Raw genomic sequence first — 25,953 nt, forward strand, 5'->3', positions numbered from 1 at the left:
ACATGACAGCAACGGGAAAGACACGAAGCCACAAGGTAGGGCCTTACACGATGCACGTGAACCGGATTCAGCCGACCAGCGCGAACCGGATGCCGCTGTATGTCATGTGTACGCCGGACCGATGGGGGCTGCGCTATTCGGATGAGGAAAAGGGTGCGCTCGCGTATCCGGTTGCTCGCGACTATGCGAAAGCGATCCTTCAGGCGTTGATCACGCAAGTACAGTGGGGCGAAGCGTATTTCGGGCTGCCTGGGAATACGCCGACACTCAAGCTTCAGTGGCCGTTGGATCAGACTGATCGGACGGACTTGAGCGATCTGTTCAGACCGTACATCGCCACGGCGCTAACCCGTTCGACGGCAGGCTTCGGGATTCCATCGGACGCGGTGCCAAAGAACATGGGGCTTTACCTTCCCTCCGCTGACCGTCCACCGGGTGAACAGGGCGCGTTCACGGTCAATGACTGGAGCCTGCGTCTGAACGTGGGCATGCTCAAAGCCATGTTTGGTATCAAGGCCGCCGAGGTCACGCCAGCGTCGGATGCGGCGAACCGTGCCGATCAGATAGAACCGCTGCGGATACTCGCCGATACGCTCTACCACGAAGCGCGACACTGCCAGCAGTGGTTCTGGGTTTACGCACTGGTTCAGCAGTATCCCGACAATTTCCCGGACACGCCGAACATTGCGCAATGGCCCACCGCACTCGCATCGGGTGGCAAACAGAATAACCAGGTCGACCAGGCGCAGTCAGTTGTCGCGCTTGCCGCGAGCCAGCCGATTCCCACCGACCCGCTCGCCCTGGCCAGCCTCAAGCGCATGGCAGTGAGCCTCTATCTCTACACGCTGAATATCTGGCGATACAACAAGGCGGGTGTGCATTACCCGCCGTTCATCCGGACGACCCGTGAGCTGGACGAAGAAATCCGGCGTGCACGAGCCCACGCAATCGATCTGCTGCAGCACGTCGGCGTGGGCGGAACTCCGATCGACGTCGATGCCATGGTGGCAGAACCGGGCCGATGCTACTGCGACTACACAGCCCGGCCTTGGGAGAACGACGCATTCTTCTGCGGCGAGACGGCAACGGCCTACTGGAAGTCGACGGTCAATCCGCACAGGGTGCTCGATATCCATGAGTCGGATCAGTGCAGCCGCGCCTATGAACTGGCTGACGCCCACCAGAAAAAGCTTGCCCGCCTGGCCGATGCTGCCGGCGCGCGCACCAGCGACTCCAGTTCAGGTGGGAGCCAGTGACATTGCAAGACACGGCGGTAGAAAAGCAGATGACCCCCGACGACCAGGCGCTGCTGCTCCGCCTGACCGACATCGCGTTGCAATGGGCGGCGGGGCGGATCACGTTCGAAGAGGTGACTCAGCGCCTTGGCAAACCGCCATATCACTCGGAACAGGTAGACATCATCAAGTACGGGTATTTCGTGAAGGGTGTCATGTCGGCTCTTTTCTTCTACGACAAGCTGAAACTCGTCGATGGAAAACCTCGCATCGACTTCTTTCAACTTGAGGTCGATAGCGATCTTCGCACCAATATTCCCTACGAATGCTTCGATAACCTCGGCCTGCACCGACTGGTGTGGGGCGAGACGATCGATGGTTTTCGTCGCGAGGACAGCGATTTTTTTTCACCGTCAGGCGCACTCGATATAACGGGATTTTATGGAAAGAACTACGTTTCTTTCGCATACCGGTTACCGCTGCCGCGCGATTCCCTATTCGACGTATATCTAGGCGCCAGCTATGACGTGGAATGGATCGATGCTAATGAAGCGCCAGTCCTCGGCAATATTCGCAAGGCTGAAAATTTGCGCGATCTTGGAATCAGCCGTCATTACCTGACGCCTCAAGAGCTGGAGCAGCAGCGCCGCCAGGCCGCGCAAGCGACTTCTGATTCAACACAGGGAGGCCCGAGATGACAGCAACGGCAAAGCCAGGAGCCCACAAGGTAGGCCCCTACACGATGCACGTGAACCGGATTCAGCCAACCAGTGCGAACCGGATGCCGCTTTATGTCATGTGTACGCCGGACCGATGGGGCTTGCGCTATTCGGACGAGGAAAAGGGTGCGCTCGCGTATCCGGTCGCCCGCGACTATGCGAAGGAAACCCTTCAGACGCTGACCGCGCAAGTCCAATGGGGCGAAGCGTATTTCGGACCGCCAGGGAGCACGCCGACACTCAAGCTTCAGTGGCCGCTTGCCCAGACTGATCAGACGGACTTGAGCGATCTGCTCAGACCGTGCGTCACCAAGGCGCTAACCCGTTCAACGGCAGGCTTCGGGATTCCATCGGACGCGGTCCCAAAGAACATGGGGATTTATCTTCCCCCCGCTAGCCGCCCAGCCGGTGAGCAGGGCGCGTTCACGGTCAACGACTGGAGTCTGCGCCTGAACGTGGGCATGCTCAAAGCCATGTTTGGCATCAGGGCTGGTGAGGTTGCGCCAGAGTCGGATGCCGCGAGCCGCACCGATCAGATAGAACCGTTGCAGATACTCGCCGATACGCTCTACCACGAAGCACGTCACTGTCAGCAGTGGTTCTGGATTTACGCACTGGTCCAGCAGTATCCCGACAATTTCCCCAGCACACCGAACATTGCGCAGTGGCCAACCGTGCTTGCATCTGGCGACAACCGGCACGTTCGGATCAACCAGGCGCGGTCAGTTGTCACGTTGGCCGCGAGCCAGCCGATTCCCACGGATCCGCTCGTCCTGGCCAGCCTCAAGCGTATGGCCGTGGGCCTCTATCTCTACACGCTGAATATCTGGCGATATAACAAAGCAGGAGTACATTACCCGCCGTTCATCCGGACCACCCGTGAGCTGGACGAAGAAATCCGGCGCGCGCGGGCCCACGCAATCGATCTATTGCAGCACGTCGGCGTGGGCGGAACTCCGATCGATGTCGATGCCATGGTGGCCGAACCGGGCCGATGCTACTGCGACTACACAGCTCGCCCTTGGGAGAACGATGCATTCTTCTGCGGCGAAACGGCCACGGCCTACTGGAAGTCGACGGTCAATCCGCACAGAGTGCTCGATATCCATGAGTCGGATCAGTGCAGCCGGGCCTATGAGTTAGCCGATGCTCACCAGAAAAAGCTTGCCCGCCTGGCCGATGCTGCCGGCGCGCGCACCAGCGACTCCAGTTCAGACGGTAGCCAGTGACATTGCAAGCCACGACGCACGAAAAACAGATGGCCCCAACACCCTAACACCAGGCACACCCGTCCCTCGTGTCATCGCTTATCTTGTTGCTCAGGTCGCCGCCAGTTCCGCCTTTGGCGAGAACGAATCGCTCTGCGCGATCGGCCAGTACTTCTCGAACAGCGTATAGCGATAGTTGCCGCTGAGCAGATCACCCGGCTCCAGATACTTCAGCAGCTCCGACATCAACCGCACCTCATGCGAGGACACGCGCCGCACGATGTGATGCGCGCGCAGTTCGGCCGGATGATTGAGCCCCGCTGCCTGGATGATCTCCTGCAACGCGTGCAACGTGTTGTGATGGAAATTGAACACGCGATCGGCCTTGTCCGGCACGACGAGCGCGCGCTGGCGCACCGGGTCCTGGGTCGCGACGCCGGTCGGGCAGCGGCCGGTGTGGCAAGTCTGCGCCTGGATGCAGCCGACCGCGAACATGAAACCGCGCGCCGCGTTGACCCAGTCCGCGCCGATCGCGAGCGTCTTCGCGATGTCGAACGCGGTGATCATCTTGCCGCTCGCGCCGATGCGGATGCGTTGCCGCAAGCCGATGCCCACCAGCGTGTTGTGTACGAGCAGCAGCCCTTCCTGCAACGGCACGCCGACGTGATCGGTGAATTCGAGCGGCGCCGCGCCGGTGCCGCCCTCCGCGCCGTCGACGACGATAAAGTCCGGCAGGATGCCGGTTTCCAGCATCGCCTTCGCGATGCCGAAGAATTCCCACGGGTGGCCGATACACAGCTTGAAGCCGGTCGGCTTGCCGCCCGACAGCGTGCGCAGCCGCTCGACGAATTCGAGCAGCTCGCGCGGCGTCGAGAACTCCGAGTGCGTGGCGGGCGAGATGCAGTCACGGCCCATCGGCACGCCGCGCGTCTCGGCGATTTCCGGCGTGATCTTCGCGGCCGGCAGCACGCCGCCGTGACCCGGCTTCGCGCCTTGCGACAGCTTCACCTCGATCATCTTCACCTGCGGCTCGGCGGCCTGCTTCGCGAATTTCTCGGGGTTGAAGGTGCCGTCGTCGTTACGGCATCCGAAGTAACCGGAGGCGATCTCCCAGATGATGTCGCCGCCGTGCACGCGGTGATACTTCGACATCGAGCCCTCGCCAGTGTCGTGCGCGAAGTTACCCTTCTTCGCGCCGAGGTTCAGCGCCATGATCGCGTTGGCTGACAGCGAGCCGAAGCTCATCGCCGACACGTTGAAGATCGACATCGAATACGGCTGTTTGCGATCCGGACCGACGACGATGCGGAAGTCGTGACCGTCGAGCTTAGTCGGTGCGAGCGAGTGGCTGATCCACTCGTGCGCGACCGCCTTCACGTCGATCCGCGTGCCGTACGGACGACTGTCGACGTCGTTCTTCGCACGCTGATAGACGATGCTGCGTTGCGCGCGCGAGAACGGCTTTTCGTCGGTGTCGTCTTCGACGAAGTACTGGCGGATTTCCGGGCGGATGAATTCGAAGATGAAGCGCAGGTGGCCCCACAGCGGGTAGTTGCGCAGGATCGCGTGGCGCTCCTGCTTCAGGTCATAGATGCCGAGTGCGACGAGCGCGGCTGGCACGATGATCCAGAACCACGACAGATGATGTGTCGCGGCGAGCGCGGCGCACGCGACGAACAGCGCGATTGCGCACCACATGGCCAGATAGCGTCGAGAAAACATGGGGACTCCAGTGCAGTGAAGATCGTTGCGGCGGGATCGTCCGCGCGAGTGGCGCGGGCGGAATCCGTCGCGAAGGAAAACTGGCGGCTGCGGGGCACGGCGTGGCGCACCTCAGATGCAGCGCGCCGTGCGCGCCGGCGCGTGCGCGTGGCGTGCGGAGCGGGGAAGCCCGAAGAGACGGCATGCGCAAGACCAACGGTCGCATGCGAAGGTGAAGCGTGTGTGAATGGGATGCTCGACGGCGTGCCCAGCGGCACGCTGAACGGCACACGTGGAATGAACGCAGCGGGCGCAGCAGGCGAGGCAGGCGCGGTCCGCGATAAAAATGAGATGGCGGAGGCGAGCGGCGCGCGGAGGTCGGGGTTGCATGACCCGTCGCACGATCCGCTGCGCTCGCCGTTTTGCATCGCTTAGCGGCCGCCGAGCAGCGCCGCTTTTTGCCGCGGCGTTTGCGGCGCGTCTGGCGACGGGTCTTGCGACTGCTTTTGCGCCGCTTTATGAGGCTGTTTGTGCGCCTGCTTGCGCCGCTGCGTGCGCGTCTGCTTCGGTGGCTGATCCTGCGGCAACTCGGCCGGCTGACCGGTCATCGCACGTTCGATGATGCCTCCGCCGAGACACACGTCGCCGTCGTACAGCACCGCCGATTGTCCCGGCGTGACGGCCCATTGCGCGGTCTCGAAGCTCAGCTCGAACAGGCCTTCGCCCGCGGTCGCCGCACTGAATTTGCACGGCGCGTCGGCCTGCCGGTAGCGCGTTTTTGCGCCGCACGCGAAGCCTTCGGCCGGCGGCTCGCCCGCGACCCAGCTGACGTTACCCGCCGACAGCGTATTGCACAGCAGCCACGGATGATCGTGCCCCTGCGCGACGTACAGCGTATTCGTCGGAATGTCCTTGCCGGCCGCGAACCACGGCTCGCCGCTGCCGTCCTTGCTGCCGCCGAGGCCGATGCCCTTGCGCTGGCCGAACGTGTAGAACGCGAGGCCGATGTGTTCGCCGACGGTCTTGCCGTCGGTGGTCTTCATCGGGCCCGGTTTGGTCGGCAGATAGCGGTTCAGGAAGTCGCGGAACGGCCGCTCGCCGATGAAGCAGATGCCGGTCGAGTCCTTCTTCTTCGCGTTCGGCAGGCCGATCTTCTCGGCGATCTCGCGCACTTTCGTCTTCGGAATCTCGCCGAGCGGGAACAGCGTCTTCGACAGCTGTGCCTGGTTCAGGCGATGCAGGAAGTACGACTGGTCTTTCGTGTGATCGAGCGCCTTCAGCAGTTCGAAGCGGCCGTTGTTTTCACGCACGCGCGCATAGTGGCCGGTCGCGATGGTTTCCGCGCCGAGCGACATCGCGTGATCGAGGAAGGCCTTGAACTTGATTTCGGCGTTGCACAGCACGTCCGGGTTCGGCGTGCGGCCGGCCGAATATTCGCGCAGGAATTCGGCGAACACGCGGTCCTTATACTCGGCCGCGAAGTTGACCGCCTCGACATCGATGCCGATCAGGTCCGCGACCGACACCACGTCGATCCAGTCCTGCCGCGTCGAGCAGTATTCGCTGTCGTCGTCGTCTTCCCAGTTCTTCATGAACAGGCCGACCACGTCGTAGCCCTGTTCCTTCAGCAACCACGCGGTGACCGACGAATCGACGCCGCCCGACATGCCTACTACGACTTTACGCTTGCTCATAAGGTGCTCACTGGGTGCTGCATGACTGCATGGATCGTGGGGTGGCCGCTCGTGACGGCACTGCCGTGATGGTGCTCGCGGGCCGTGCCGCGACGCCTATCTTTTGGGCCCGACCGAATGCGTATGCACGAAGTCGAGCGGGAAACGCCGGCCGGCCAGGTAATCGTCGATACATTGCATCACGAGCGGCGTGCGATGTCGCTCGGGACAGGCGCGCACTTCGTCCGCGCTCATCCACACGGTGCGCACGATGTCGGCATCGAGCGCGCGGGCCGGGTCGGCTTCGCCGCCCGCGCCGCAATAGGTGAAGCGCAAATACGTGGTGCCCTCGCGGGCCGGCCGCTCGAAGTGGGTCATGTACATGCCGACGAGTGCCTCGGGCACGAACGGATGCGCGGTTTCCTCGAGCGTTTCGCGGACCACCGCTTCCAGCAGCGTTTCGCCCGCCTCCAGATGGCCGGCGGGCTGGTTCAGTCGCAAGCCGGCGGACGTGTGTTCCTCGACCAGCAGAAAGCGCCCATCGCGCTCGACGATCGCCGCGACGGTCACGTGCGGCAGCCAGGTTTCCGGTTTCATGGGTGCGCATTTTACCGTTTATGCGCGCCGGCTGCCGGGCGACGACTCGCGCGGCCGCGCGGTTCGCGAGCGAACATGGCCAGGCGCGGCTTGCCGCTGGCTGGCGCCGACTGGCGGCGCGACGGGGCTCCCGCCGGGGGTCCATGAGCGGCGGGAGCCCCGCCGATTCACTATCGATTCACTCCCGGTTCGCCGCCGCTTTGCCGACAATAGCCGGCAATTTGGTGTCCGTTTGACAGTTATTTGGCCTCCAATCGACAGTCCCGCCACACCCCGCATTGACCCCGATTTTTGCGCCGTAGCGGTTTCGGTTAAAGTGGGGCCTGCGTTTAGCCGTTGCAATTGCAAGCCGGCGTGCCTCGTCGGCCGAACTGTGGTCAAACAGGAAGTCGAGGAGGAACAACGATGCACATCGGAGTGCCAGCCGAGACGCGCGCGCATGAAACACGCGTTGCCGCGACGCCCGAGACGGTCAAGAAGTACGTGGCGCAAGGTCACCGGGTCACGCTCCAGAGCGGCGCCGGGGCCGGCGCGAGCTTCCCCGACGAAGCCTACACGGCCGTCGGCGCGGAAATCGCCGATGCCGCCGCCGCGTTCGGCGCCGACCTCGTCCTCAAAGTCCAGTCCCCCACCGATTCCGAACTGCCGCTGCTCAAGCGCGGCGCGACGCTGGTCGGCATGCTCGACCCGTTCAACGCGGACAACGCGCAACAGCTCGCCGCGGCCGGCGTCACCGCGTTCGCGCTCGAAGCCGCGCCGCGCACCACGCGCGCGCAGAGCCTCGACGTGCTGTCGTCGCAGGCGAACATCGCCGGCTACAAGGCGGTGCTGCTCGCGGCGACGCTTTACCCGCGCTTCATGCCGATGCTGATGACCGCGGCCGGCACCGTGAAGGCCGCGCGCGTGCTGATTCTCGGCGCGGGCGTGGCCGGCCTGCAGGCGATCGCGACCGCCAAGCGCCTCGGCGCGGTGCTCGAAGCCTCGGACGTGCGGCCGGCTGTGAAGGAGCAGATCGAATCGCTCGGCGCGAAATTTCTCGACGTGCCCTACGAAACCGACGAAGAACGCGAGGCCGCGCAAGGTGTGGGCGGCTACGCGCGGCCGATGCCGCCGTCGTGGCTCGCACGCCAGTCGGCGCTGGTGCACGAACGCGCGAAGCAGGCCGACGTGGTGATTTCCACCGCGCTGATTCCGGGCCGCGCGGCGCCGACGCTGCTGTCGGTCGAAACGGTGCAGGCGATGAAGCCGGGCTCGGTCATCGTCGATCTTGCGGCGGGCCGCGGCGCCGAGTACGAAGGCCGGCGCGGCGGCAACTGCCCGCTGACCGAAGCGGATCAGGTGGTCGTCAAGCATGGCGTGCAGATCGTCGGCTATACGAATCTGGCCGCGATGGTGCCCGCCGACGCGTCGTCGCTATACGCGCGCAATCTGCTCGACTTCCTGAAGCTGATCGTCACGAAGGAAGGCACATTGAACATCGATCTCGCGGACGACATCGTCGCGGCCACGCTGCTGGCGCGCGACGGTCAGGTCACGCGTCAAGCCTAGGGGGTCGGCGATGGAAGTCATCAATCACACCGTGATCAATCTGATCATCTTCGTGCTGGCGATCTACGTCGGCTATCACGTGGTCTGGAACGTCACGCCCGCGTTGCACACGCCGCTGATGGCGGTGACCAATGCGATCTCGGCGATCGTGATCGTCGGCGCGATGCTCGCGGCGGGGCTGACCGTCGGCGGCGCCGGCAAGTTCTTCGGCACGATCGCGGTCGCGCTCGCGGCGGTCAACGTGTTCGGCGGCTTTCTCGTCACCCGGCGAATGCTCGAGATGTTCAGGAAGAAAGAGCCGAAGAAACTTCCTGCAGCCGGCAAGGAGGGCGCGTAAATGAGCCTGAACGTCGTTACGCTGCTGTATCTGGTCGCGTCGGTCTGCTTCATCCAGGCGCTCAAGGGGCTGTCGAATCCGAAGACCGCGCGGGTCGGCAACACCTTCGGCATGGTCGGCATGGCGATCGCGATCCTGACCACGATCGCGCTGATCTCGCGGCAGGCCGAAGCGCTCGGCTCGAATCTTGGGTTGGGGCTCGGCCTGCTGCTGTTCGGCCTCGTGGTCGGCGGCGCGGTCGGCGCGTTCGTGGCCGCGCGCGTCGAAATGACGAAGATGCCCGAACTCGTCGCGGCGATGCACTCGCTGATCGGTCTCGCGGCCGTGTGCATCGCGTACGCGGTGGTGTCCGAGCCGGCCGCGTTCGGCCTCGTCGATCCGGAGTATCCGATCCCGGGCTTCCTGCCATACGGCAATCGCATCGAGCTGTTCATCGGCACCTTCGTCGGCGCGATCACGTTCTCGGGTTCGGTGATCGCGTTCGGCAAGCTGTCGGGCAAGTACAAGTTCCGGTTGTTCCAGGGTGCGCCGGTGGTCTACGGCGGTCAGCATCTGATCAACCTGATGCTCGCGCTCGCGATGCTCGGCTTCGGCATTCTGTTCTTCCTCACGCAGTCGTGGCTGCCGTTCATCATCATGACGATCATCGCGTTCGTGCTCGGCGTGCTGATCATCATTCCGATCGGCGGCGCGGACATGCCGGTGGTCGTGTCGATGCTGAACTCGTACTCGGGCTGGGCGGCGGCGGGCATCGGCTTCTCGCTGAACAATCCGATGCTGATCATCGCGGGCTCGCTGGTGGGGTCGTCCGGTGCGATCCTGTCGTACATCATGTGCCGCGCGATGAACCGCTCGTTCTTCAACGTGATTCTCGGTGGCTTCGGCAATGACGCGGGCGCGGCGGCGGCCGGCGGCGCGGCCGAGCAGCGGCCGGTCAAATCCGGTTCCGCCGACGACGCGTCGTTCATGCTCGGCAACGCCGAAACCGTGGTGATCGTGCCGGGCTACGGTCTCGCGGTGGCGCGCGCGCAGCATGCGTTGAAGGAGTTGACCGACAAGCTGGTCGAGAAGGGCATCGAGGTGAAGTATGCGATTCACCCGGTGGCCGGCCGCATGCCGGGTCACATGAACGTGCTGCTCGCCGAAGCCGAAGTGCCGTACGACATGGTTTACGAGATGGAGGACATCAACGGCGAATTCGGCCAGGTCGACGTGGTGCTGGTGCTCGGCGCGAACGACGTCGTCAATCCGGCCGCGAAGAACGATCCGAAGTCGCCGATCGCGGGCATGCCGATCATCGAGGCGTACAAGGCGCGCACGGTGATCGTCAACAAGCGCTCGATGGCGGCGGGCTACGCCGGGCTCGACAACGACCTGTTCTACATGGACAAGACGATGATGGTGTTCGGCGACGCGAAGAAGGTGATCGAGGACATGGTGAAGGCGGTGGAGTAACGCGTCGTCGCGCTAACGGAGGCTCGTATAAAAAGGACCGTTACTGCGAAGCGCAGCAACGGTCTTTTTTTTGTCGGTCTCGCGTCGCGCTACCGTTACGCTACCGCGACTTCGCGTTCACATGCCGCAGCAGATCCGCGAGCCGCCTGCCTTCCTGATCCGGAAACGTCTCGAGCACTTCGAGCTCGCGGATTTTCTCCAGCCCGAAATTGCGGAAGTCACCGCGCAATTCGCACCATGCGCCGAGCGTCCAGCGTGCGCCCCAGTACGCGAGCGCGAGCGGCCACACGCGTCGCTCGGTGGCCGCGCCTTGCACGTCGGTGTACGCGAAGCGCACCACCTGGCGTGCATCGATCGCGCGATGCAGCGTGTCGAGCTGTGCGGAAAAATCTCCCTTGATATGAAACGACGGCGCGAAGATCGCGAGGCGTTCGAGTGTCGCGCGCTTGTCGGCCGGCATCGCCGAGGCGATCTTCGCGAGGGCGCCGCGCGCGCCGCTCGCGAAGCCCGCGCCGCCCCACGATTCGAGCATGCGCGCGCCGGCCGCGAGCGCGGCGAGTTCGTCGGCGGTGAAGGTGAGCGGCGGTAGGCTCGCCGAGCGCGACAGCCGGTAGCCGATGCCCGCTTCGCCTTCGATCGGCACGCCGGACAATTGCAGATCGCGCACGTCGCGATAGACGGTGCGCAGCGAGATGTTCAACCAGTCGGCGAGTTGCTGCGCGGTGGTCAGGCGCCGCCCGCGCAGCAACTCGGCGATCTGGAACAGGCGGTCGGCGCGGCGCGTCATCGTGGGCGTCGGGTGGAGGAAGGGAACGGTCCCGCGATGATAGCGCCGCATGACGGCCTGCGGTTCGGGTGGGTTGCGGGCGCTTCGGCTTGGTGTGGCCGTAGTCGGCCGCATTAACCGTGATTAGCCGCCGCTAGCCGTTCGTTAATCGTTCATTAGCCGTTGGTCATCGAATGCAGGCCGAGGCGGTTGCCTTCGGTATCGGTGAAGAACGCGACGTAGCCGATCTCCCGCGGCATCTTGATGACCGGCCCGTTGCTCTTGCCGCCCGCCCGTTCGATGCGCGCGAGCGCGGCGTCGACGTTGGGATGCGCGTTCAGGTAGACCAGCACGCCGTCGCCGGTGGGCTTCATCGACGGGTTGTGGACGATCGAGCCGCCGCAGGCCGGCTCCTCGTAGTTGAACACGGCGATTGTTTCGCCGCCCAGCTCCACGCGGTTCAGCGCGGTGTCGAGCGCGGCTTCGTAGAAGCGCACCGCGCGCTCGAAATCGATGGACGGAATTTCGAACCAGTCGACGACTTTGGACAACGTGGACATGACACTCTCCTTCGGATGGCAGTAGGCCGGATCAGCGCCGGATGGCGTGAGAAGGAGTGTGCGGGGGGGCTACTGACAGCGTGGTGTCAGTAGGTCACGTTTCTTTCGTCACCGCGATCAGCACCAGCGACAGCACCGCCGCGACCACCAGCATCGCCGACATCGCGACCATGCCCGCGAAGAACGAATGCGTGGTGTCCTTCAGCACGCCGACCATCCACGGCCCGACGTAGCCGCCGAGGCTGCCGGTCGCGTTGATGAAGGCCATCCCGCCCGCCGCCGCGACGCCGCTCAGATAGCGCGACGGCAGACTGTAGAACGCCGGCCGCGCGGAACTCAGGCCGATCACCGCGAGCACGATGCCGATCATCGCCGGCGTCAACGCATCGAACATCACCGAGAAGCCGAGTCCCACCGCCGCGACCAGACACGCGCCGACGAGATGCAGCACATGGCGCCCGGAGCGATCCATCCAGCGCGCCCAGACGATCATCACGACCGCCGCGATCAGATACGGCAGGCCCGACAGGAAGCCGACCAGCGTATTGGTGAGGCCGTGCCCCTTGAGAATCAGCGGCAACCAGATCGCGATGCCGTTGATGCCGATCCAGTAGCTGAACAGAATGCCCGTCATGATCCACACCTTCGGATCGCGCAGCGCCGCGCCGAAGTTTTTCTGCGGGATGCTCGCGCGCTCCTCGTCGAGCGCGTCGATCAGCGCGCTGCGTTCGTTGTCGGTGAGCCAGTTCGCTTCCTGCGGGCGGTCGCGCAGCAACAGCAAGGTCAGCACGCCGAGCACGCAGGCGGGCAGCCCTTCGAGCAGGAACAGCCACTGCCAGCCGCGCAGACCCATGATGCCGTCCATCGTCATGATCGCCACCGACATCGGTCCGCCGACCACCGAAGACAGCGGAATCGCGACGAGAAACCACGCGAGAATCTTCACCCGGTTGCGTGCCGGGAACCAGCACGACAGATAGAACAGCACGCCCGGAAAGAAGCCCGCTTCGGCCGCGCCGGTCAGAATCCGCAGCACGTAAAAGCTGGTCGGTCCGCCGACGAACGCGCACGCGCTTGCGAGCAAGCCCCACGAGATCATGATCCGCGCGAGCCAGCGGCGCGCGCCGAAACGGTACAGCGCGAGATTGCTCGGCACTTCGAGCAGGCAGTAGCCGATGAAGAACATCCCCGCCGCCGCGCCGAACTGCGTGTTCGTCAGGCCGAGATCGTGATTCATCGTCAGCGCGGCGAAGCCGATGTTGGTGCGATCGATGTAGTTGAAGAAGTAGCCGATCGCGAGCAGCGGCACGAGACGCAGCAGGTTCTTGCGCGACGCGCTGTGCAGCGCGCCTTCGGCAAGGGCAGCGCCGCGCGCGGCGGACAACGGGGAAGAGGACATGGTTTTACACGAAGCCAAAAAACTCGACGGGGTTGTCGACCAGCAGCTGGCGACGTTGAGCCTCGTCCGGCACGATCTGCGCGATCAGGTCGGTGAGGTCGCCGTCATCGGGCATCGGGCCGTGCAGATTGACGTGCGGCCAGTCGCTGCCCCACAGCACGCGTTGCGGCGCATGCGCGGCGAGACTGCGCGCGATGGGCAGCACGTCGTGAAACGGCGTGCCGGTCTTCGACAGACGATCGGCGGCGCTGAGCTTCACCCAGACGCGGCCGCTGTCCATCAGGCGGCGCAGCGCGTTCATCGCCGCGCTATCCGGACCCTCGGCGATGTCGAGACGCGCCATGTGGTCGATCACGACCGGCATGTCGAGCGACAGGATGAACGGCGCGTACTCGACGATATCGTTGCCCGCCACGTGGATCGCCACGTGCCAGCCGAACGGCCGGATCCTCGCCGCGACCGTGCGGATCACGTCGAGATCGGTGCGCCCGCCGAGATGCGCGAGAAAGTGAAAGCGCGCGCCGCACACGCCGGCCGCGTCGTAGTCGGCGATCAGCGAGTCGGGGTCGGTCGGGCGCACCAGCGCGACGCCGCGATAACGGCCCGCGCCAACGCGCAGCGCGTCGAGCAGCGGCCGATGATCGAAGCCGTGCCCCTGGCTCTGCACGATCACCGCACGGCTGAAGCCGAAGCGCTCGTGCCACTGGCGCAACGCGGTTTCGGGCGCGAGCGCGGGGTTGAAGCTGCGATCGTCGGGCAGCGGATAGCGGTCGAACGGTCCGTAGATGTGGCAGTGCGAATCGCAACTGCCGGCCGGCAATTGCAGCAACGGGGTGCGCGGATGCGCGAGCGGCGCGTCGGAAGTCTTCAGAGACTGGGTCATCGATGCACTCCTTAACCGCAACGCACGGTCATGCCGCCGTCGACGATCACCTCGGTGCCGGTCACGAAGCGCGCTTCATCCGATGCGAGGTACAACGCCGCGTTCGCGGTATCGCGGCCGTCGCCCATGAAGCCGAGCGGGATGCGCGCGAGACGCTGCTTGAGCAGCGCCTCGACGTCGCCGCCCGCGCGCTGCCCGGCCAGACGCGCCTCGACCATCGGCGTATGCAACTGGCCCGGCACCACCGTGTTCACGCGAATTCCCTTGCTCGCATATTCGACCGCGACGACGCGCGACAACTGGATCACCCCGGCCTTCGACGCCGCATACGCGACCTGCGCGGCACCGGTCCAGCGTATTCCGGACGTCGATGCGGTATTGACGATCGCGCCCTCGCCCTGGGCTTCCATCACGGGCAGCACGTGCTTGCAGGTCAGGTACACGCTCTTCAGATTCAGCGCGATCTGCGCGTCCCATTTGTCTTCATCGAGCGCGACCGGGCCGCCGGCCGCCGAGCCGCCGACGTTGTTGACGAGAATGTCCACGCGCCCGTAAGTCTGGACGCAGCCTTCGACCATGCGCGCCACCGCTGCGCTGTCGGTCACGTCGCACGCTACCGCCGTCACGTCACCGCCGACCGCGCGCACGCGCTCCAGCGTTTCCTGCATCGCGTCGAGATTGCGATCGACCGCGTAGATCTTCGCGCCTTCCTCGGCAAAGCGCACCGCCACCGCGCGTCCATTGCCCCAGCCGGGGCCGATGCAGCCCGCGCCCGTCACGATGGCTACCTTGTTGTCGAGTCGTTTGCTCATGTCATTCATTCTCCGAGTTCGTTCGGCACGCCCGTGGGCGGTGCCAACTGAAAGACGTCGATCGTCATCGAGATCAACGTGTAGTAGCCGGGCAGTTATTGGCTGACCCGCTTCGCAAAGGTCGAAATGGCGTCGGCCATCGCCTTGGGCTGTTCGGGCGCCATGGCGTGCCCCGCGTTCGGCAACACGATCACCGTCACGCGATCACCCAGCATGGTCTTGAGCACTTGCGAGAACCGCCGGGGCGCCACCGCATCGTTCTCGCCCTGCAGGTCGAGAATCGGTGCTGTACCGGCGGCGAAGTAGTCGTCGACCGGTGTGGTGTTACGGGCATGCCCCTCTGCCTCGAGGGTTGCCGGATACCAGCCGCCCAGCCACACGCCAGGGTCGTTGCCGGGCGCGAAAAACGCCTTCTTCAGGTACTGAAGCCGTTGTGCTTCCGGAAGCCCGAGGTCTCCCGCACCGTCAATCGCTTCGCGCATCTCCGCGCTGATGGGCTTCTCGGTGATACCCGGAGGAACCTTGCCTGCCGACCCGGCCGCTACGACGACGCCCTTTACCAGGTCGGGGCGATCCGCTGCCAGTTGACGCGCGGCGAAGTTGCCCCAGGCATGTCCGATGACGACAACAGGGCCGACATGCTTCTGGTCGATGACCATCGCCACGTCGGCCGCAAAGTCGTGGACGCTCAGGTTCTCCATCGGGCCGCGGCTCTTGCCAACCCCGCGCGGTTCGGGGCGCAGCACGCGGAAGCCATCGGCCACGAGGTACTGAGCGACCTGGTCATAGTCGTGCGCCGAACGCCCCAGCGACGGGAGAATGACGAGGGTTGGCCCCTTGCCCTGGCTCAGCACTTCGATCTGGACGTTGCCGTGTTTGACGACTTCGTCGGTGACGTGAGCTGAGCTCGTCGCCGCGAAACAGCTCACCGATACGGTGAAGAGAACTGCAGCGAGACGACCTCTGGCGAATTTCATGATCATTCCCCGAGTTCGTTCGGCACGCCCGCGGGCTGCGTCACCTGAAAGACGTTGATCGTCATCGAGATCAACGTGTAGTAGCCGGCCAGTCCGACGAGATCGATCACGCCCGCTTCGCCGAGCCGCTCGACGGCTTCGGCGTAGCGCGCATCCGATACCTTGCGCTCGCGATGCAGCTCGATCAGGAACGCATGGACCGCTGCTTCGTCGGCTTGTGCGAAAACCGGCTGCGCGTGCGTGCGAATCGCTTCGACGATGTCGGGGCTCACGCCGGCTTCGAGCGCGATCGGCTTGTGCGCATACCATTCGTACTCCGAACCCCACACGCGGGCGAGCGTCAGGATCGCGAGTTCCGACAGGCGCGGTGGCAGCGTCGTGTCATAGCGGCAATAGCGGCCCAGCGCCTGCGCGTGCTGCGCGAGTTCCGGCCGATGCAGCCAGACGGCGAGCGGTCCGCGCACGCCTTTGCGAGGGCCGTTGGCGATCGCGTCGTAGACGCCTCGCTGCGCCGGCGTCATCTGGTCGGGATCGAGATCGGCAATGCGTTTCATCGAAGTTCCTTGGGTTGCGTGAGAGTTGCGTGAGGGTTGCGCAGGTGGCGTGCCGGTGTGGTTCAGGCGGCACCCACTGCATGAAGTTGAAGTGAGGTAACGCTTATTTCGTCGACGAGCGGGGCGACGCGAGTGTCGCCGCGCGCTGCTCGTGAGCGTCGTGTCGCGGGTCGGACGTGGGGGGCGTGTCGAGCTGACGGGACGTCGGCGCATGCGTGTCGCGCCACGCGCGAAACGCGTCGATGTCGAACGCGTGCTCCCATTTCGCCAGCGCGATCACGGCGACCGTGTTGCCGATCATGTTGGTCAGCGCGGTGCAGGTCGCCATCAGACGGTCGATGCCGAACAGCAGTCCGAGCCCGCCCAGCGGTAGCACGCGCAGCGATTCCATCGTCGCGGCGAGCTTGATGAACGCGCCGCCCGCGACCGTGGTGCCGCCCTTCGAGGTCAGCATCAGCACGCCGAGCAGCGCGATCTGCTGGCTGATCGAGAACGGCGTGTCGGTGGCCTGAGCGATGAAGCCGACCGCCATCGCCATGTAGATGCCGGTGCCGTCGAGATTGAAGCTGTAGCCGGCCGGCAGCACGAAGCCGACCACCATCTCGTCGCAGCCCGCCTGCTGCAGTTTCTGCACGAGACGCGGGAACGCGACTTCGCCCGAAGCCGTGCCGAACACCAGCAGCAATTCTTCGCGAATCAGCCGCAGCACCGCGAAAATCGACACGCCGCACGACGCGGTGATGCCGCCGAACACCAGCAGCACGAAACCGATCGAGGCGGCCCAGTAGAGCAGCACGAGCTTCATCAGGTAGAGCAGCGTGGCGCCGCCGTAGCTGCCCACCGCGGCGGCCATCGCGCCGAATGCGCCGAGGGGCGCGAGACGCATGATGAAACCGAGAATCGTGAACAGCACGCGCTGCGCTTCGCCGACGCCGCGCAACAGAATCGAATCGCGGCCGACCGACAGATTCAGCGCGATGCCGGCCAGAATCGCGATGAACAGCACCTGCAGGATGTTGCCGGTCGCGAATGCGCCGACCAGCGTCGCGGGCACGATGCCGAGCAGAAAATCGCCGACCGTCATATGCGCGGCCGACGCCGCGAACTGCGCGATCTTGCCGGTGCTTTCGAGGTGCGCCGCATGCATGCCGACGCCCGGTTTGAACACGTTGACGAGCACGAGGCCGACGAACATCGCGAAGGTGCTGACCACCTCGAAGTAGATCAGCGTTTTCGCGCCGAGCCGGCCGAGCTTGCGCATGTCCTGTACGTGCGACATGCCGTGCACCACCGTGCAGAACACGATCGGCGCGAGCAGCATCCGCAGCAGCGCGATGAACGCGTCGCCGAGCGGCTTCATCGCGATCGCGGTGGCCGGCGCCAGCACGCCGAGCACCACCGCGAGCACGAGCGCCAGCAGCACCTGCACGTGCAGTTTCCTGAGTTGGGCCATCTCTGTCTCCGGTGAGTCGTAATTTTTTTGCTACTGCTTTTACTGCATCGTTGCGTTACTGCATCGCCGCGCGTCGCGCTCAGTAGCTGCTGCGCTGATACGGCGCATACACGTTGAAGCTGCCGATGCCGCAGCCGCACGGCCGGCCGATCTGCGCGGCGAGCGTCGCACTGGCCGGCGAGTCGAACGCCGCGAATAGCCACAGCGTGGTGTCGTTCTCGACGAAGCCGCGTAGTTGCAACAGGTCGCCGCGCGCGGCCAGCGATTCGCGCACCGCCGCGACGACCGCTTCCGCCGACGCCGCGCCGGGCGTCAACCGCACGCTCATCGCGAGCAGACGACAGACCGCGTGCGCTTCGTACTGCACGCGATCGTGGCCCGCGAGCGCGACGGCCACCACGCGCGAGCGGCCCACGGTGCGCGGCAACACGCGGCGGCTCCACGGCGTCGACTGCGCGCCGGACACGCTGCGGTACGCGTCGCTCTCCAGCGCATCGATCGACGCGAGATCGTAGAGCGCCATCCAGCGCGGCCAGCCGTCGATGCACACCCAGCGCGACGCCGACAGGAAGCCCGGCAACGCGAGCCGTTGCGGAAAATGCTCGGTGTCGTACCAGTCGTTGAACTCCTCTTCGAGCGACGCGGGCGGCTCCATCGACACCATCAGCAATGCGGATCGGTTGGCTTCGCTCATGGGCGGTCTCCGTCGATAAACGCGTGGATTTTCGCGAGCACGTCGGCGGGGCGTTGCACCGCCATCAGATGACCGGCCGGCACCGTCGCGAATACGCTGTCCGGAATCCGCGCGGCTTGCGCGGCGACGCGCGCGGGCGGGCGCTGCAGATCGTGCTCGCCGGCGAGCAGCAGGCAAGGGCAGCGCAGCGCCGGCAATTGCGCGCTCAGATCGAGATCGGCGAGCGCGTCGTTGGCGAGCGCGTAACCGACCGGATCGTTGGCCAGCAGACGCGCGCGATAACGCTCGAAGGCTTGCGGGTCGTCGCGCAGCACGGGCGGCCACGACTGCGCGAGCGTACCGTCGACGATCGCGCGCATGCCGTCGCGGCGCGCGCGCTCCGCACGTTCGCGCAAATAGTCGCGACGCGACATATCGACGTCCAGCGCGGGCGCGCACATCACGATGCCGGCGACGCGCGCCGGGTACTTCGTCGCGTAGTCCACCGCGATCGCCGCGCCGGCCGCCGCCGCGACCAGCCACCAGCGTCGAGCCGGTGCAACGGCATCGAGCAGCGTGCGCAGATCGTCGGTCTGATCGGCCAGCGAGAACCGCGCGCGCACTTTCTCCGATTCGCCCTGGCCACGCTGGTCGTAGCGCAGCACGCGGTGCGACGTTTGCAATGCCGGCGCGATCGCGTCCCAACTGACGACGCTGCCGCCGAGTTCATGAATCAGCACGACCGGTTCCGCCGTGTCGCAACCGTCGAGAACGTAGCGCAGGCTGACGCCTGCCGCGTCGATCCATGCCTGATTGCTATCCGTGAGCGATAGCGCGGTAAAGGGCTCTGAAAGCGAGTTCACGAAAGGATGTCTCCGTTTTTCGATACTGTGCCGCGCGCACGAGCTATTGACAAAAACCTTTTTCTGATGGAAATCTATGCTCCAAAAGCATAGCTCGCGTGGGGACACGCGACGCACCGGGAGACGATCATCGAAATCAAGGAATTGCGCTCGTTCGTGCATATCGCGCGAGTGGGCAGCTTCAGCCGCGCGGCCGCGGAACTGTACGTCGCGCAGCCGGCGTTGAGCCGGCAGATCGCCAAGCTCGAGGAAGAACTGGGCATCGCGCTGTTCGTGCGGCATGGACGCGGCGTGCGTCTGACGAGCGGCGGCGCGCAGTTGCTCGAACGCGCGGAAATGATCATCAACTTCGTCACGCAGACGGGCGAACACGTGCGGGCGTCGTCCGACCGGCTGAGCGGGCATATCGCACTCGGCTTGCCGCCGGCGGTGGGCGTGCGCGTGTCGGCGCCGATCGTCGAAGCGTTTCGTGAACGCTGGCCGGCGGTGGGGCTGCATATCCGCGAGGGACTCAGCAGTTCGCTGCAGGAATGGCTGCTCGATCGACGCGTCGATCTGGCGATCGTCTACAACCAGCCGGCGCTCGAAGCCTTCGACGTGCTGCCGCTGTGCAGCGAAGCGATGGTGATCGTCGGTCCGCCGGACGATACCGTGATCGAGCGACGCGGCGGCGAGCCGCTGCGCATTCGCGATCTCGCCGAGTTGCCGCTGATCGTGCCAGGCTTTCCGCATGCGAACCGTCGCGTGCTCGAACAGGCGGCGGTGCAGCATGGTGTGCATCTGCGCATCGTTCTCGAAGTCGACAGCGTGACGTTGACCAAGGCGCTGGTGAAGCGCGGGCTCGGCTATTCGCTGCTGACCTACACGGCGATCCAGGAGGAAGTCGAGCGCGGCGATCTGTGCGCGCTGCCGATCGAGCGTCCGGCGATCCGCTCGATCGTGTCGCTCGCGACGTTGCGTGAACAGCGCGCGTCGCGGCTCGTGCGCACGATGGCCGAAGTGGTGCGCGACAACGTGCGCGATCTCGTGGTCGACGGCGCGTGGAAGGACTACGCGACGTGGCTCGGCGACAGCGAGCACGGCGCGGGGCTTTCGGTGGCGGACGAATAGGAGCGGGTTGCGTTGCTTTACGTCGCGCCGTATCGCGTTGCGTTGCGGCGCGTTGCGTGAGTGGAGAGCGTGCGTTGTCGAGGTGAGGCGCAGGTCGCGAGCCCAGCCCAACCACGCACGGCATGCCTGTGCCCGAGCTATCCCCTCAAAGCATGGCTTTCCATCGCAAAAAGGTCTTTGTCAATCGCCGGCGATGCCTTCAAAGTGCGCTTCACGGCAAGCGCGCGCCTGCCGTGATTTCCCCCCGCCACACGTAGCCCTTTCTCTCGCCTGTGAAGGGACGCGTGGCCGCCACGCGGGGGACGCGGCACGACCAGTCCGGCTCGTGCCCGAGCGGTTCCTGCCTGAGCGTTTCTCGCCGGAGGCCGGCCCGGCTTCATCGGCCGCGCATCGTCGCGGGCTACGCGCCCGACGGCTCTACAACAACATGATTCGAATATCGCTGGAGACATATCGATGAGTACCCCTGTGACCGCATCGGCGGATGCCCTGCATCGCGCGGCGACGCGCAAAGCGATGCTGCGTCTGATTCCGTTGATGTGCCTGATTTATCTGCTGTCGTATCTGGACCGCACCAACGTGTCGATCGCCAAAAGCCAGCTGGCGATCGATCTCGGTCTGTCGGCCGCCGCCTATGGTTTCGGCGCGGGCATTTTCTTTCTCAGCTATGCGCTGCTCGAAGTGCCGAGCAACCTGGCCGCGCACCGCTTCGGTCCGCGCCGCTGGATCGTGCGGATCGCGATCACGTGGGGCGCGTTGTCGGCCGCGATGATGTTCGTGCGCGGCGAGACCTCGTTCTACGTGATGCGGATGCTGCTCGGCGCGGCCGAAGCCGGGCTGTTTCCGGCGCTGATGTACATGATCACGTTGTGGTTCGCGCAGGAAGACCGCTCGATCGCGGTCGGCTGGGTCTATACCGCGCCGGCGCTCGCGTTGCTGATCGGTAATCCGGTCGGCGGCGCGCTGATGCAGCTCGACGGCAGCTTCGGTCTGCACGGCTGGCAATGGATGTTTCTCGCCGAAGGCGTGCCGTCGATCCTCGTCGGCGTGCTGTTGTGGTTCAAGCTGCCGGAGCGTCCGCACGACGCGCGCTGGCTCTCGAAACAGGAAGCCGACCTGCTGACCGCGCGCGCGGTGAGCTCCGGAACCGGCGGCGGCCACGACGCGAGCCGGATCACGCTCGCGATGCTGAAGCAGGCGTTGCTGAAGCCGTTCGTCACGCTGATCGGCGCGATCTATTTCTTCAACCAGATCGCGTTCATCGGTCTGATCTTCTTCACGCCGGCGATCGTGCAGCAGATGCATGTGAAGACGCCGTTGCTGGTCGGCGCGCTGTCGAGCGCGATCGGCGTCGGCTCGGTGATCGGCGTGCTGGGCGTGCCGCGCATTCAGCGCTGGCTGCAACGCGATTGTCTGTTGCTGGGGCTGCTGACTTTCGGTTTGATCGCCGGTTCGGTGTTGTTCCTGCTGGTACCGACGCTGGTGGTGCGGATCGCGTTGCTGGCGATTCTCGCGTTCTTCGGCAAGGGCGTGCTGACGCTGTACTGGACCATCGCGATGGGACGCATGCAGGGCTTCGGCGCGGCGGCGGGGCTCGCGTTCATCAACATGCTGGGGCTGATCGGCGCGTTCGTCGGCCCGTATGCGTACGGGCTTGCCGAGTCCGCGACGGGCAAGGCGTCGTCGGGGTTCTTCGTCGCGATTCTGGCGTCGGTGCTCGGGCTCGTGCTGGTGCCGCTGTTGCCGGCCGCGCTGCGTCGCGCGGATGCCGAGGCGTCGCAGTCGCAACGCACGTCCGCACGGGTGATGACGGCGGATTCGCCGGTGGTCTGACGGAAGGAGTCGGAGAGCGTGCGTGGTTGTCGCGATCTATCGACAACCACGCCGCATGAGGCGAAAGCGTGCCGGCTCAGGCTGCCGGTGTATCGCTTTGCGGCCGTTGCCGCACGCTGCCCGCGATCAGATCGAAGCGGAACAGCCGGCATTCGAGCGCGCCGTTAAAGAGCGGCGTCTTCGTCGATTCGCGCAACCGCAATTGACCCGGCAGCTTGCGATCCGAGGTCAGAACGAACGCGTGCCAGCCCGTGAAACGCTGCTTCAGCGCGTTGCCGAACAGCTGGAAAAACTCGCTGTCCGGCGCTTCTTCCTGAATGCGGCGGAAGCTGTCGTCGTCGCGTTGCTCGCGCTGGCCGCGGCCTTCGCGCAACTCGCCGCGCGCATTGCGGCCGCGCACTTCGATCCGTTCGCCATATGGCGGATTCGCGACGAGGATGCCCGGCGCCGACGACGGCGGCGTCATGTCGCGCGCGTCTAGCTGCTTCAACTGGATGGACGGCAGACCGGCGCGCTCGAAGTTCGCGCGTGCCTTATCGAGCATGTTGCTCGAAATGTCGCTGCCGAAAATCTGCAGATCGGCGCGTGAGCCGCGCGCGGCGTTCTTCGCGTCGAGCGCGGCGTTTTTCAGCTCGCGCCATGCCTTGGAGTCGAATTGCTTGAGCTTCTCGAAGCCGAAGCGGCGCTCGGCGCCCGGCGCGATATTCAGCGCGACCTGCGCGGCTTCCGCGAGGAACGTGCCGCTGCCGCACATCGGGTCATACAGCGGCGTGCCGGCCTGCCAGCCGGTCAGGCGCAGGATGCCCGCCGCGAGGTTTTCGCGCAGCGGCGCCGCGCCCTTGTCGAGACGCCAGCCGCGCTTGAAGAGCGGATCGCCCGAGGTGTCGAGATAGAGCGTGCAGTCGGTCGCGGTCAGAAACGCGAACACGCGCACGTCGGGCATCGCGGTATCGATGCTCGGGCGCGCGCCGCTCTTTTCGCGCAGACGGTCGCAGATCGCATCCTTCACGCGCAGCGTCGTGAATTCGAGGCTGCGCAGCGGCGACTTGATCGCGGTGACGTCGACACGCAGCGTTTCGTGCGCGGAGAACCATTGCTCCCAGCGCTGCTCGACGGCGAGTGCGTAGATGTCCTGCTCGCTGCGATACGGCCGATGCGCGATCTTCAGCAGCACGCGGCTCGCGAGGCGCGAATACAGGTTGGCGGCCATGCCGGCGGCCCAGCCGCCGCGAAAATGTACGCCGCCCGGCACCTGGGCGCCGGCCGTGAAGGCGGCGCCGTTCAGATGGTTGGCGGCAATTTCGGCGAGTTCGGCCGCGAGCGAGGCTTCAAGCCCGCGCGGGCACGGAAGGAAAAAATCGAAGGACATTGAGGTTGCCGCAAGGCGTTGGATAAGGCGCTATTGTACGCGGTCGGGGTGCGGCGCCCCGTTCACCGGCCAGACCAGTTCCAACGGACGCCGCCGGACCCGCTGCCAGATCGCGCCGCGCAGCGAACGCACCGCATTGCGGCGCAAATCGCGCGATTTCACCGCCATATAGAACGCCAGCGCAAAACTCACCGCGACGTTGAGAATCGCCATGCTGCCGACGCCCGCCACCGCCCACCATAATTCCGGCAGTTTCAGCGCGCTTTCGCCGAGCACGCCGAGCGCCACGCCGATCGATCCGGCGCTGAGTGTCACGTGACGTACCTCGAAGCTGAACGCGAACGCGGTGAGGATCGCTGGCACGAGACCGAGCATCAGGCCGAGCGTGATGTTGCCGACTACGCCCGCGACATTGGTGCGGCAAAAGCGTGCGAGACGCTCGGCGCCGGCCACGCCGAGCGTCATGCGCAGGCGCCGGTTGTAGGCGAGCGCATCGGCGACGCGGTGCAGGATGAACCAGTTGTCCGCCCAGCCCGCGAGCAGGCTCGACGACCACAGCAGCACGCCGGTCAGCGCCGCGTAGAACGGCGTGGGCCCGATCAGCGAAAACGAACGCAGGGTGGCGAGCGCCTTCTCCGACGAGATCAGGTCCGTGCCGAACAGCGCGTGCCACGCCAGATCCACGCCGAGGCACACCGGAAACACCAGCAGCACGTTGCCGAGCACCGCCGCGGCCTGGGTGCGCATCAGCGCGGTCACCGAACTGACGAAACTGTCGACACCCGCCTGCGTGTCGACGTCGTCGAGTTCGCGCGCGAGCGTCGGCGCGGTCATCGCGGGCTGCTTGGTGGCGAGCGAGAAGTGCAGGAAGTGCATCAGCAGGAAGCTCGCCGCGTAGTTGATGCCGGCGAGCAGGCCCTCGATCATCGACTGCAGATGCGCGCCGGTGATCGCGAACTTCACGCACACGGTGACCACCGTGACGAGTCCGCCGCCCGCGGCCATGCGCATCATCTTCAGATACTCGGCGCGATCGCGCGCGATGTAGTGCTCGCCGGTGTCGGCGCTGTACTCGACGACCTTGCGCGCGAGCAGCGAGAAATTGCTGCGCGCGAGGTGCGCGACGCTCTGGCTCGCGTGATTCGCGCGCACCAGCTCGGCGGTCAGGCGCGCGGCCGCGTGCGGATCGTGCTGCGCCATCCACGCATCGAGCAGATGCTCGGCGCGTTCGATGCGCATGCGCATCCGCTCGACCTGAAACACGATGTCGACGCTCACGCCGTTGCGATACAGATGCGCGAACACGTTGTTGGTCGCGCCGCGGCATTCGTCGAGCAGCAGACGCAGAAAGTTGACCTCGCGCAGCAGCGGTTCCTGCGGGCCGCCCGCCGCGTACTCCTGATGCGCGGCTTCGACCGCGAGCATCGCGCGGGTGAGGCGGTAGAACGGCTGGCTTTCCATCGCGACGCGTACGTCGCTGGTGTCGGCGGTGCGCGTGTCGTTATCGCCGCCGAGACGGCTGCGCACGGTTTGCGACAGGCCCGTCGAGCTGATCTGGCAGGTGAGGTTGTGCAGCGCGGCCAGCAGGTCGAGCGAGAACGGCGTGCTGTCGTGGGCGTCGTCCGCGTCGGGCGCGTAGTCGAACAGCGCGTGAATGCGCACGAGCAGATCGGTGGGCAGCGTGTCGATCCACGCGGCGTCGAGCTCGGAGCCGAACATCAGCGTGACGATCGATTGCAGGTCGCGGCGGTTCGGCGCGGGAGGAATCATCGCTGCTTCGACGCGCTCGAACACCGCGCCGACGAGGCCCGAGTGCACCGGCATGCCGGCGTCGCATAGCAGCGACAGGCCGTCGCTTTCGCGCAGCAGCGCGCGCAGGATGCCGGCGACGTTCGCCTTCCATGCGGGATTGCGGTCGAGCACGTGCAGCAGATAACGGATGCGCGTGTGCGCCGGATTCGACTGCGCGACCGGCGCTTCGTCGGGCTCGGCCTCGGCCGCGCCGGGGCGCACCGCGTGACCGCGGCGGATCCAGTGCGCGAGTTCGATCAGCCACTCGCTGCGCTCCGCGTAGGGTGCGGTTTTATCCGCGATCGCGAGCAGCGCGTCGAGCTGATGGCCGCCGTCGCGCGACGCCCGCCATTTTTTGATGAGTCGTTTGATTGAGTCGAACATGGGTTTTTCCTGCCGAGGCGTGCGGGACGAAATGTCGTGCCGACGCCGCGCAA

Annotated in this window: 23 protein-coding genes; 8 read left to right on the forward strand and 15 right to left on the reverse strand. The window is 65.4% G+C overall.

What is annotated here, in order from left to right:
* The first annotated feature begins 2 nt into the window (after positions 1 to 2).
* The 3 genes from HHL14_RS07410 to HHL14_RS07420 are packed head-to-tail and all read left to right on the forward strand — an operon-like array spanning position 3 to position 3,183.
* A complete protein-coding gene (locus tag HHL14_RS07410; RefSeq protein WP_169496946.1) occupies positions 3 to 1,256 on the forward strand; it encodes a hypothetical protein in 1,254 nt (417 codons plus the stop codon).
* Positions 1,253 to 1,933, forward strand: a complete 681-nt coding sequence (locus HHL14_RS07415) for a hypothetical protein (protein WP_169496947.1) — start codon at positions 1,253 to 1,255, stop codon at positions 1,931 to 1,933. The genes HHL14_RS07410 and HHL14_RS07415 overlap by 4 nt, the downstream gene beginning before the upstream one ends.
* Entirely contained in the window at positions 1,930 to 3,183 is a 1,254-nt protein-coding gene (locus HHL14_RS07420; protein WP_169496948.1) for a hypothetical protein, read from the forward strand. Before HHL14_RS07415 ends, HHL14_RS07420 begins: the two co-directional genes overlap by 4 nt.
* 90 nt (positions 3,184 to 3,273) lie before the next feature.
* Here HHL14_RS07420 and HHL14_RS07425 read toward each other — a convergent pair whose 3' ends face one another.
* From HHL14_RS07425 to HHL14_RS07435, 3 genes are all read right to left on the reverse strand, one after another.
* Entirely contained in the window at positions 3,274 to 4,884 is a 1,611-nt protein-coding gene (locus HHL14_RS07425) for an FMN-binding glutamate synthase family protein (RefSeq protein WP_169496949.1), read from the reverse strand.
* A gap of 410 nt (positions 4,885 to 5,294) precedes the next feature.
* Positions 5,295 to 6,557, reverse strand: coding sequence for a tRNA 2-thiouridine(34) synthase MnmA (gene mnmA / locus HHL14_RS07430; protein ID WP_169496950.1), 1,263 nt, complete (start codon positions 6,555 to 6,557; stop codon positions 5,295 to 5,297).
* Between the two features lie 96 nt (positions 6,558 to 6,653).
* Positions 6,654 to 7,133, reverse strand: a complete 480-nt coding sequence (locus HHL14_RS07435; protein WP_169496951.1) for an NUDIX hydrolase — start codon at positions 7,131 to 7,133, stop codon at positions 6,654 to 6,656.
* 405 nt (positions 7,134 to 7,538) lie between these two features.
* On the opposite strand from HHL14_RS07435, the gene HHL14_RS07440 reads away from it, so the two are divergent.
* The 3 genes from HHL14_RS07440 to HHL14_RS07450 are packed head-to-tail and all read left to right on the forward strand — an operon-like array spanning position 7,539 to position 10,473.
* Complete coding sequence (locus tag HHL14_RS07440) at positions 7,539 to 8,681, forward strand: Re/Si-specific NAD(P)(+) transhydrogenase subunit alpha (RefSeq protein ID WP_169496952.1); 1,143 nt, start codon at positions 7,539 to 7,541, stop codon at positions 8,679 to 8,681.
* Positions 8,682 to 8,691: 10 nt separating this feature from the next.
* On the forward strand, positions 8,692 to 9,018 hold the full coding sequence (locus tag HHL14_RS07445; RefSeq protein ID WP_169496953.1) for an NAD(P) transhydrogenase subunit alpha: 327 nt from the start codon (positions 8,692 to 8,694) through the stop codon (positions 9,016 to 9,018).
* Positions 9,019 to 10,473, forward strand: coding sequence for an NAD(P)(+) transhydrogenase (Re/Si-specific) subunit beta (locus tag HHL14_RS07450; RefSeq protein ID WP_169496954.1), 1,455 nt, complete (start codon positions 9,019 to 9,021; stop codon positions 10,471 to 10,473). It abuts the gene before it with no gap.
* Positions 10,474 to 10,573: 100 nt separating this feature from the next.
* Here the strand turns inward: HHL14_RS07450 and HHL14_RS07455 are convergent, their stop codons facing one another.
* From HHL14_RS07455 to HHL14_RS07500, 10 genes are all read right to left on the reverse strand, one after another.
* Positions 10,574 to 11,311, reverse strand: coding sequence for a helix-turn-helix transcriptional regulator (locus HHL14_RS07455; RefSeq protein WP_169496955.1), 738 nt, complete (start codon positions 11,309 to 11,311; stop codon positions 10,574 to 10,576).
* A 104-nt stretch (positions 11,312 to 11,415) separates the two neighbouring features.
* Positions 11,416 to 11,799, reverse strand: a complete 384-nt coding sequence (locus HHL14_RS07460) for a VOC family protein (protein WP_169496956.1) — start codon at positions 11,797 to 11,799, stop codon at positions 11,416 to 11,418.
* 94 nt (positions 11,800 to 11,893) lie between these two features.
* Positions 11,894 to 13,198, reverse strand: a complete 1,305-nt coding sequence (locus tag HHL14_RS07465) for an MFS transporter (protein WP_169496957.1) — start codon at positions 13,196 to 13,198, stop codon at positions 11,894 to 11,896.
* A gap of 4 nt (positions 13,199 to 13,202) precedes the next feature.
* A complete protein-coding gene (locus HHL14_RS07470) occupies positions 13,203 to 14,081 on the reverse strand; it encodes an amidohydrolase family protein (protein ID WP_169496958.1) in 879 nt (292 codons plus the stop codon).
* Between the two features lie 11 nt (positions 14,082 to 14,092).
* Positions 14,093 to 14,893, reverse strand: a complete 801-nt coding sequence (locus HHL14_RS07475) for an SDR family NAD(P)-dependent oxidoreductase (protein ID WP_169496959.1) — start codon at positions 14,891 to 14,893, stop codon at positions 14,093 to 14,095.
* A 95-nt stretch (positions 14,894 to 14,988) separates the two neighbouring features.
* A complete protein-coding gene (locus tag HHL14_RS07480; protein WP_169496960.1) occupies positions 14,989 to 15,870 on the reverse strand; it encodes an alpha/beta fold hydrolase in 882 nt (293 codons plus the stop codon).
* A gap of 2 nt (positions 15,871 to 15,872) precedes the next feature.
* Positions 15,873 to 16,424, reverse strand: coding sequence for a carboxymuconolactone decarboxylase family protein (locus tag HHL14_RS07485; protein ID WP_169496961.1), 552 nt, complete (start codon positions 16,422 to 16,424; stop codon positions 15,873 to 15,875).
* 103 nt (positions 16,425 to 16,527) lie between these two features.
* On the reverse strand, positions 16,528 to 17,877 hold the full coding sequence (locus tag HHL14_RS07490) for a cation:dicarboxylate symporter family transporter (protein WP_169496962.1): 1,350 nt from the start codon (positions 17,875 to 17,877) through the stop codon (positions 16,528 to 16,530).
* Positions 17,878 to 17,956: 79 nt separating this feature from the next.
* A complete protein-coding gene (locus tag HHL14_RS07495) occupies positions 17,957 to 18,571 on the reverse strand; it encodes a DUF4286 family protein (protein WP_169496963.1) in 615 nt (204 codons plus the stop codon).
* Positions 18,568 to 19,413: an alpha/beta fold hydrolase gene (locus tag HHL14_RS07500; protein WP_169496964.1), complete on the reverse strand. Its 846-nt coding sequence runs from the start codon at positions 19,411 to 19,413 to the stop codon at positions 18,568 to 18,570. The genes HHL14_RS07495 and HHL14_RS07500 overlap by 4 nt, the downstream gene beginning before the upstream one ends.
* A 144-nt stretch (positions 19,414 to 19,557) precedes the next feature.
* On the opposite strand from HHL14_RS07500, the gene HHL14_RS07505 reads away from it, so the two are divergent.
* Positions 19,558 to 20,523, forward strand: coding sequence for a LysR family transcriptional regulator (locus HHL14_RS07505; protein WP_206002242.1), 966 nt, complete (start codon positions 19,558 to 19,560; stop codon positions 20,521 to 20,523).
* A 456-nt stretch (positions 20,524 to 20,979) separates the two neighbouring features.
* Complete coding sequence (locus tag HHL14_RS07510) at positions 20,980 to 22,356, forward strand: MFS transporter (RefSeq protein ID WP_169496965.1); 1,377 nt, start codon at positions 20,980 to 20,982, stop codon at positions 22,354 to 22,356.
* A 76-nt stretch (positions 22,357 to 22,432) separates the two neighbouring features.
* On the opposite strand, the gene HHL14_RS07515 is transcribed toward HHL14_RS07510, so the two are convergent.
* Together HHL14_RS07515 and HHL14_RS07520 are read right to left on the reverse strand one after the other, a co-directional pair.
* The gene (locus HHL14_RS07515; RefSeq protein ID WP_169496966.1) at positions 22,433 to 23,725 is read right to left on the reverse strand and encodes a THUMP domain-containing class I SAM-dependent RNA methyltransferase; all 1,293 of its coding nucleotides are present in this window, start codon (positions 23,723 to 23,725) and stop codon (positions 22,433 to 22,435) included.
* Positions 23,726 to 23,755: 30 nt separating this feature from the next.
* The gene (locus tag HHL14_RS07520; protein WP_169496967.1) at positions 23,756 to 25,900 is read right to left on the reverse strand and encodes a site-specific recombinase; all 2,145 of its coding nucleotides are present in this window, start codon (positions 25,898 to 25,900) and stop codon (positions 23,756 to 23,758) included.
* Positions 25,901 to 25,953 lie beyond the last annotated feature (53 nt).

Origin of the sequence: Paraburkholderia antibiotica, assembly GCF_012927125.1 — a bacterium.
Classification (GTDB): Bacteria; Pseudomonadota; Gammaproteobacteria; order Burkholderiales; family Burkholderiaceae; genus Paraburkholderia; species Paraburkholderia antibiotica.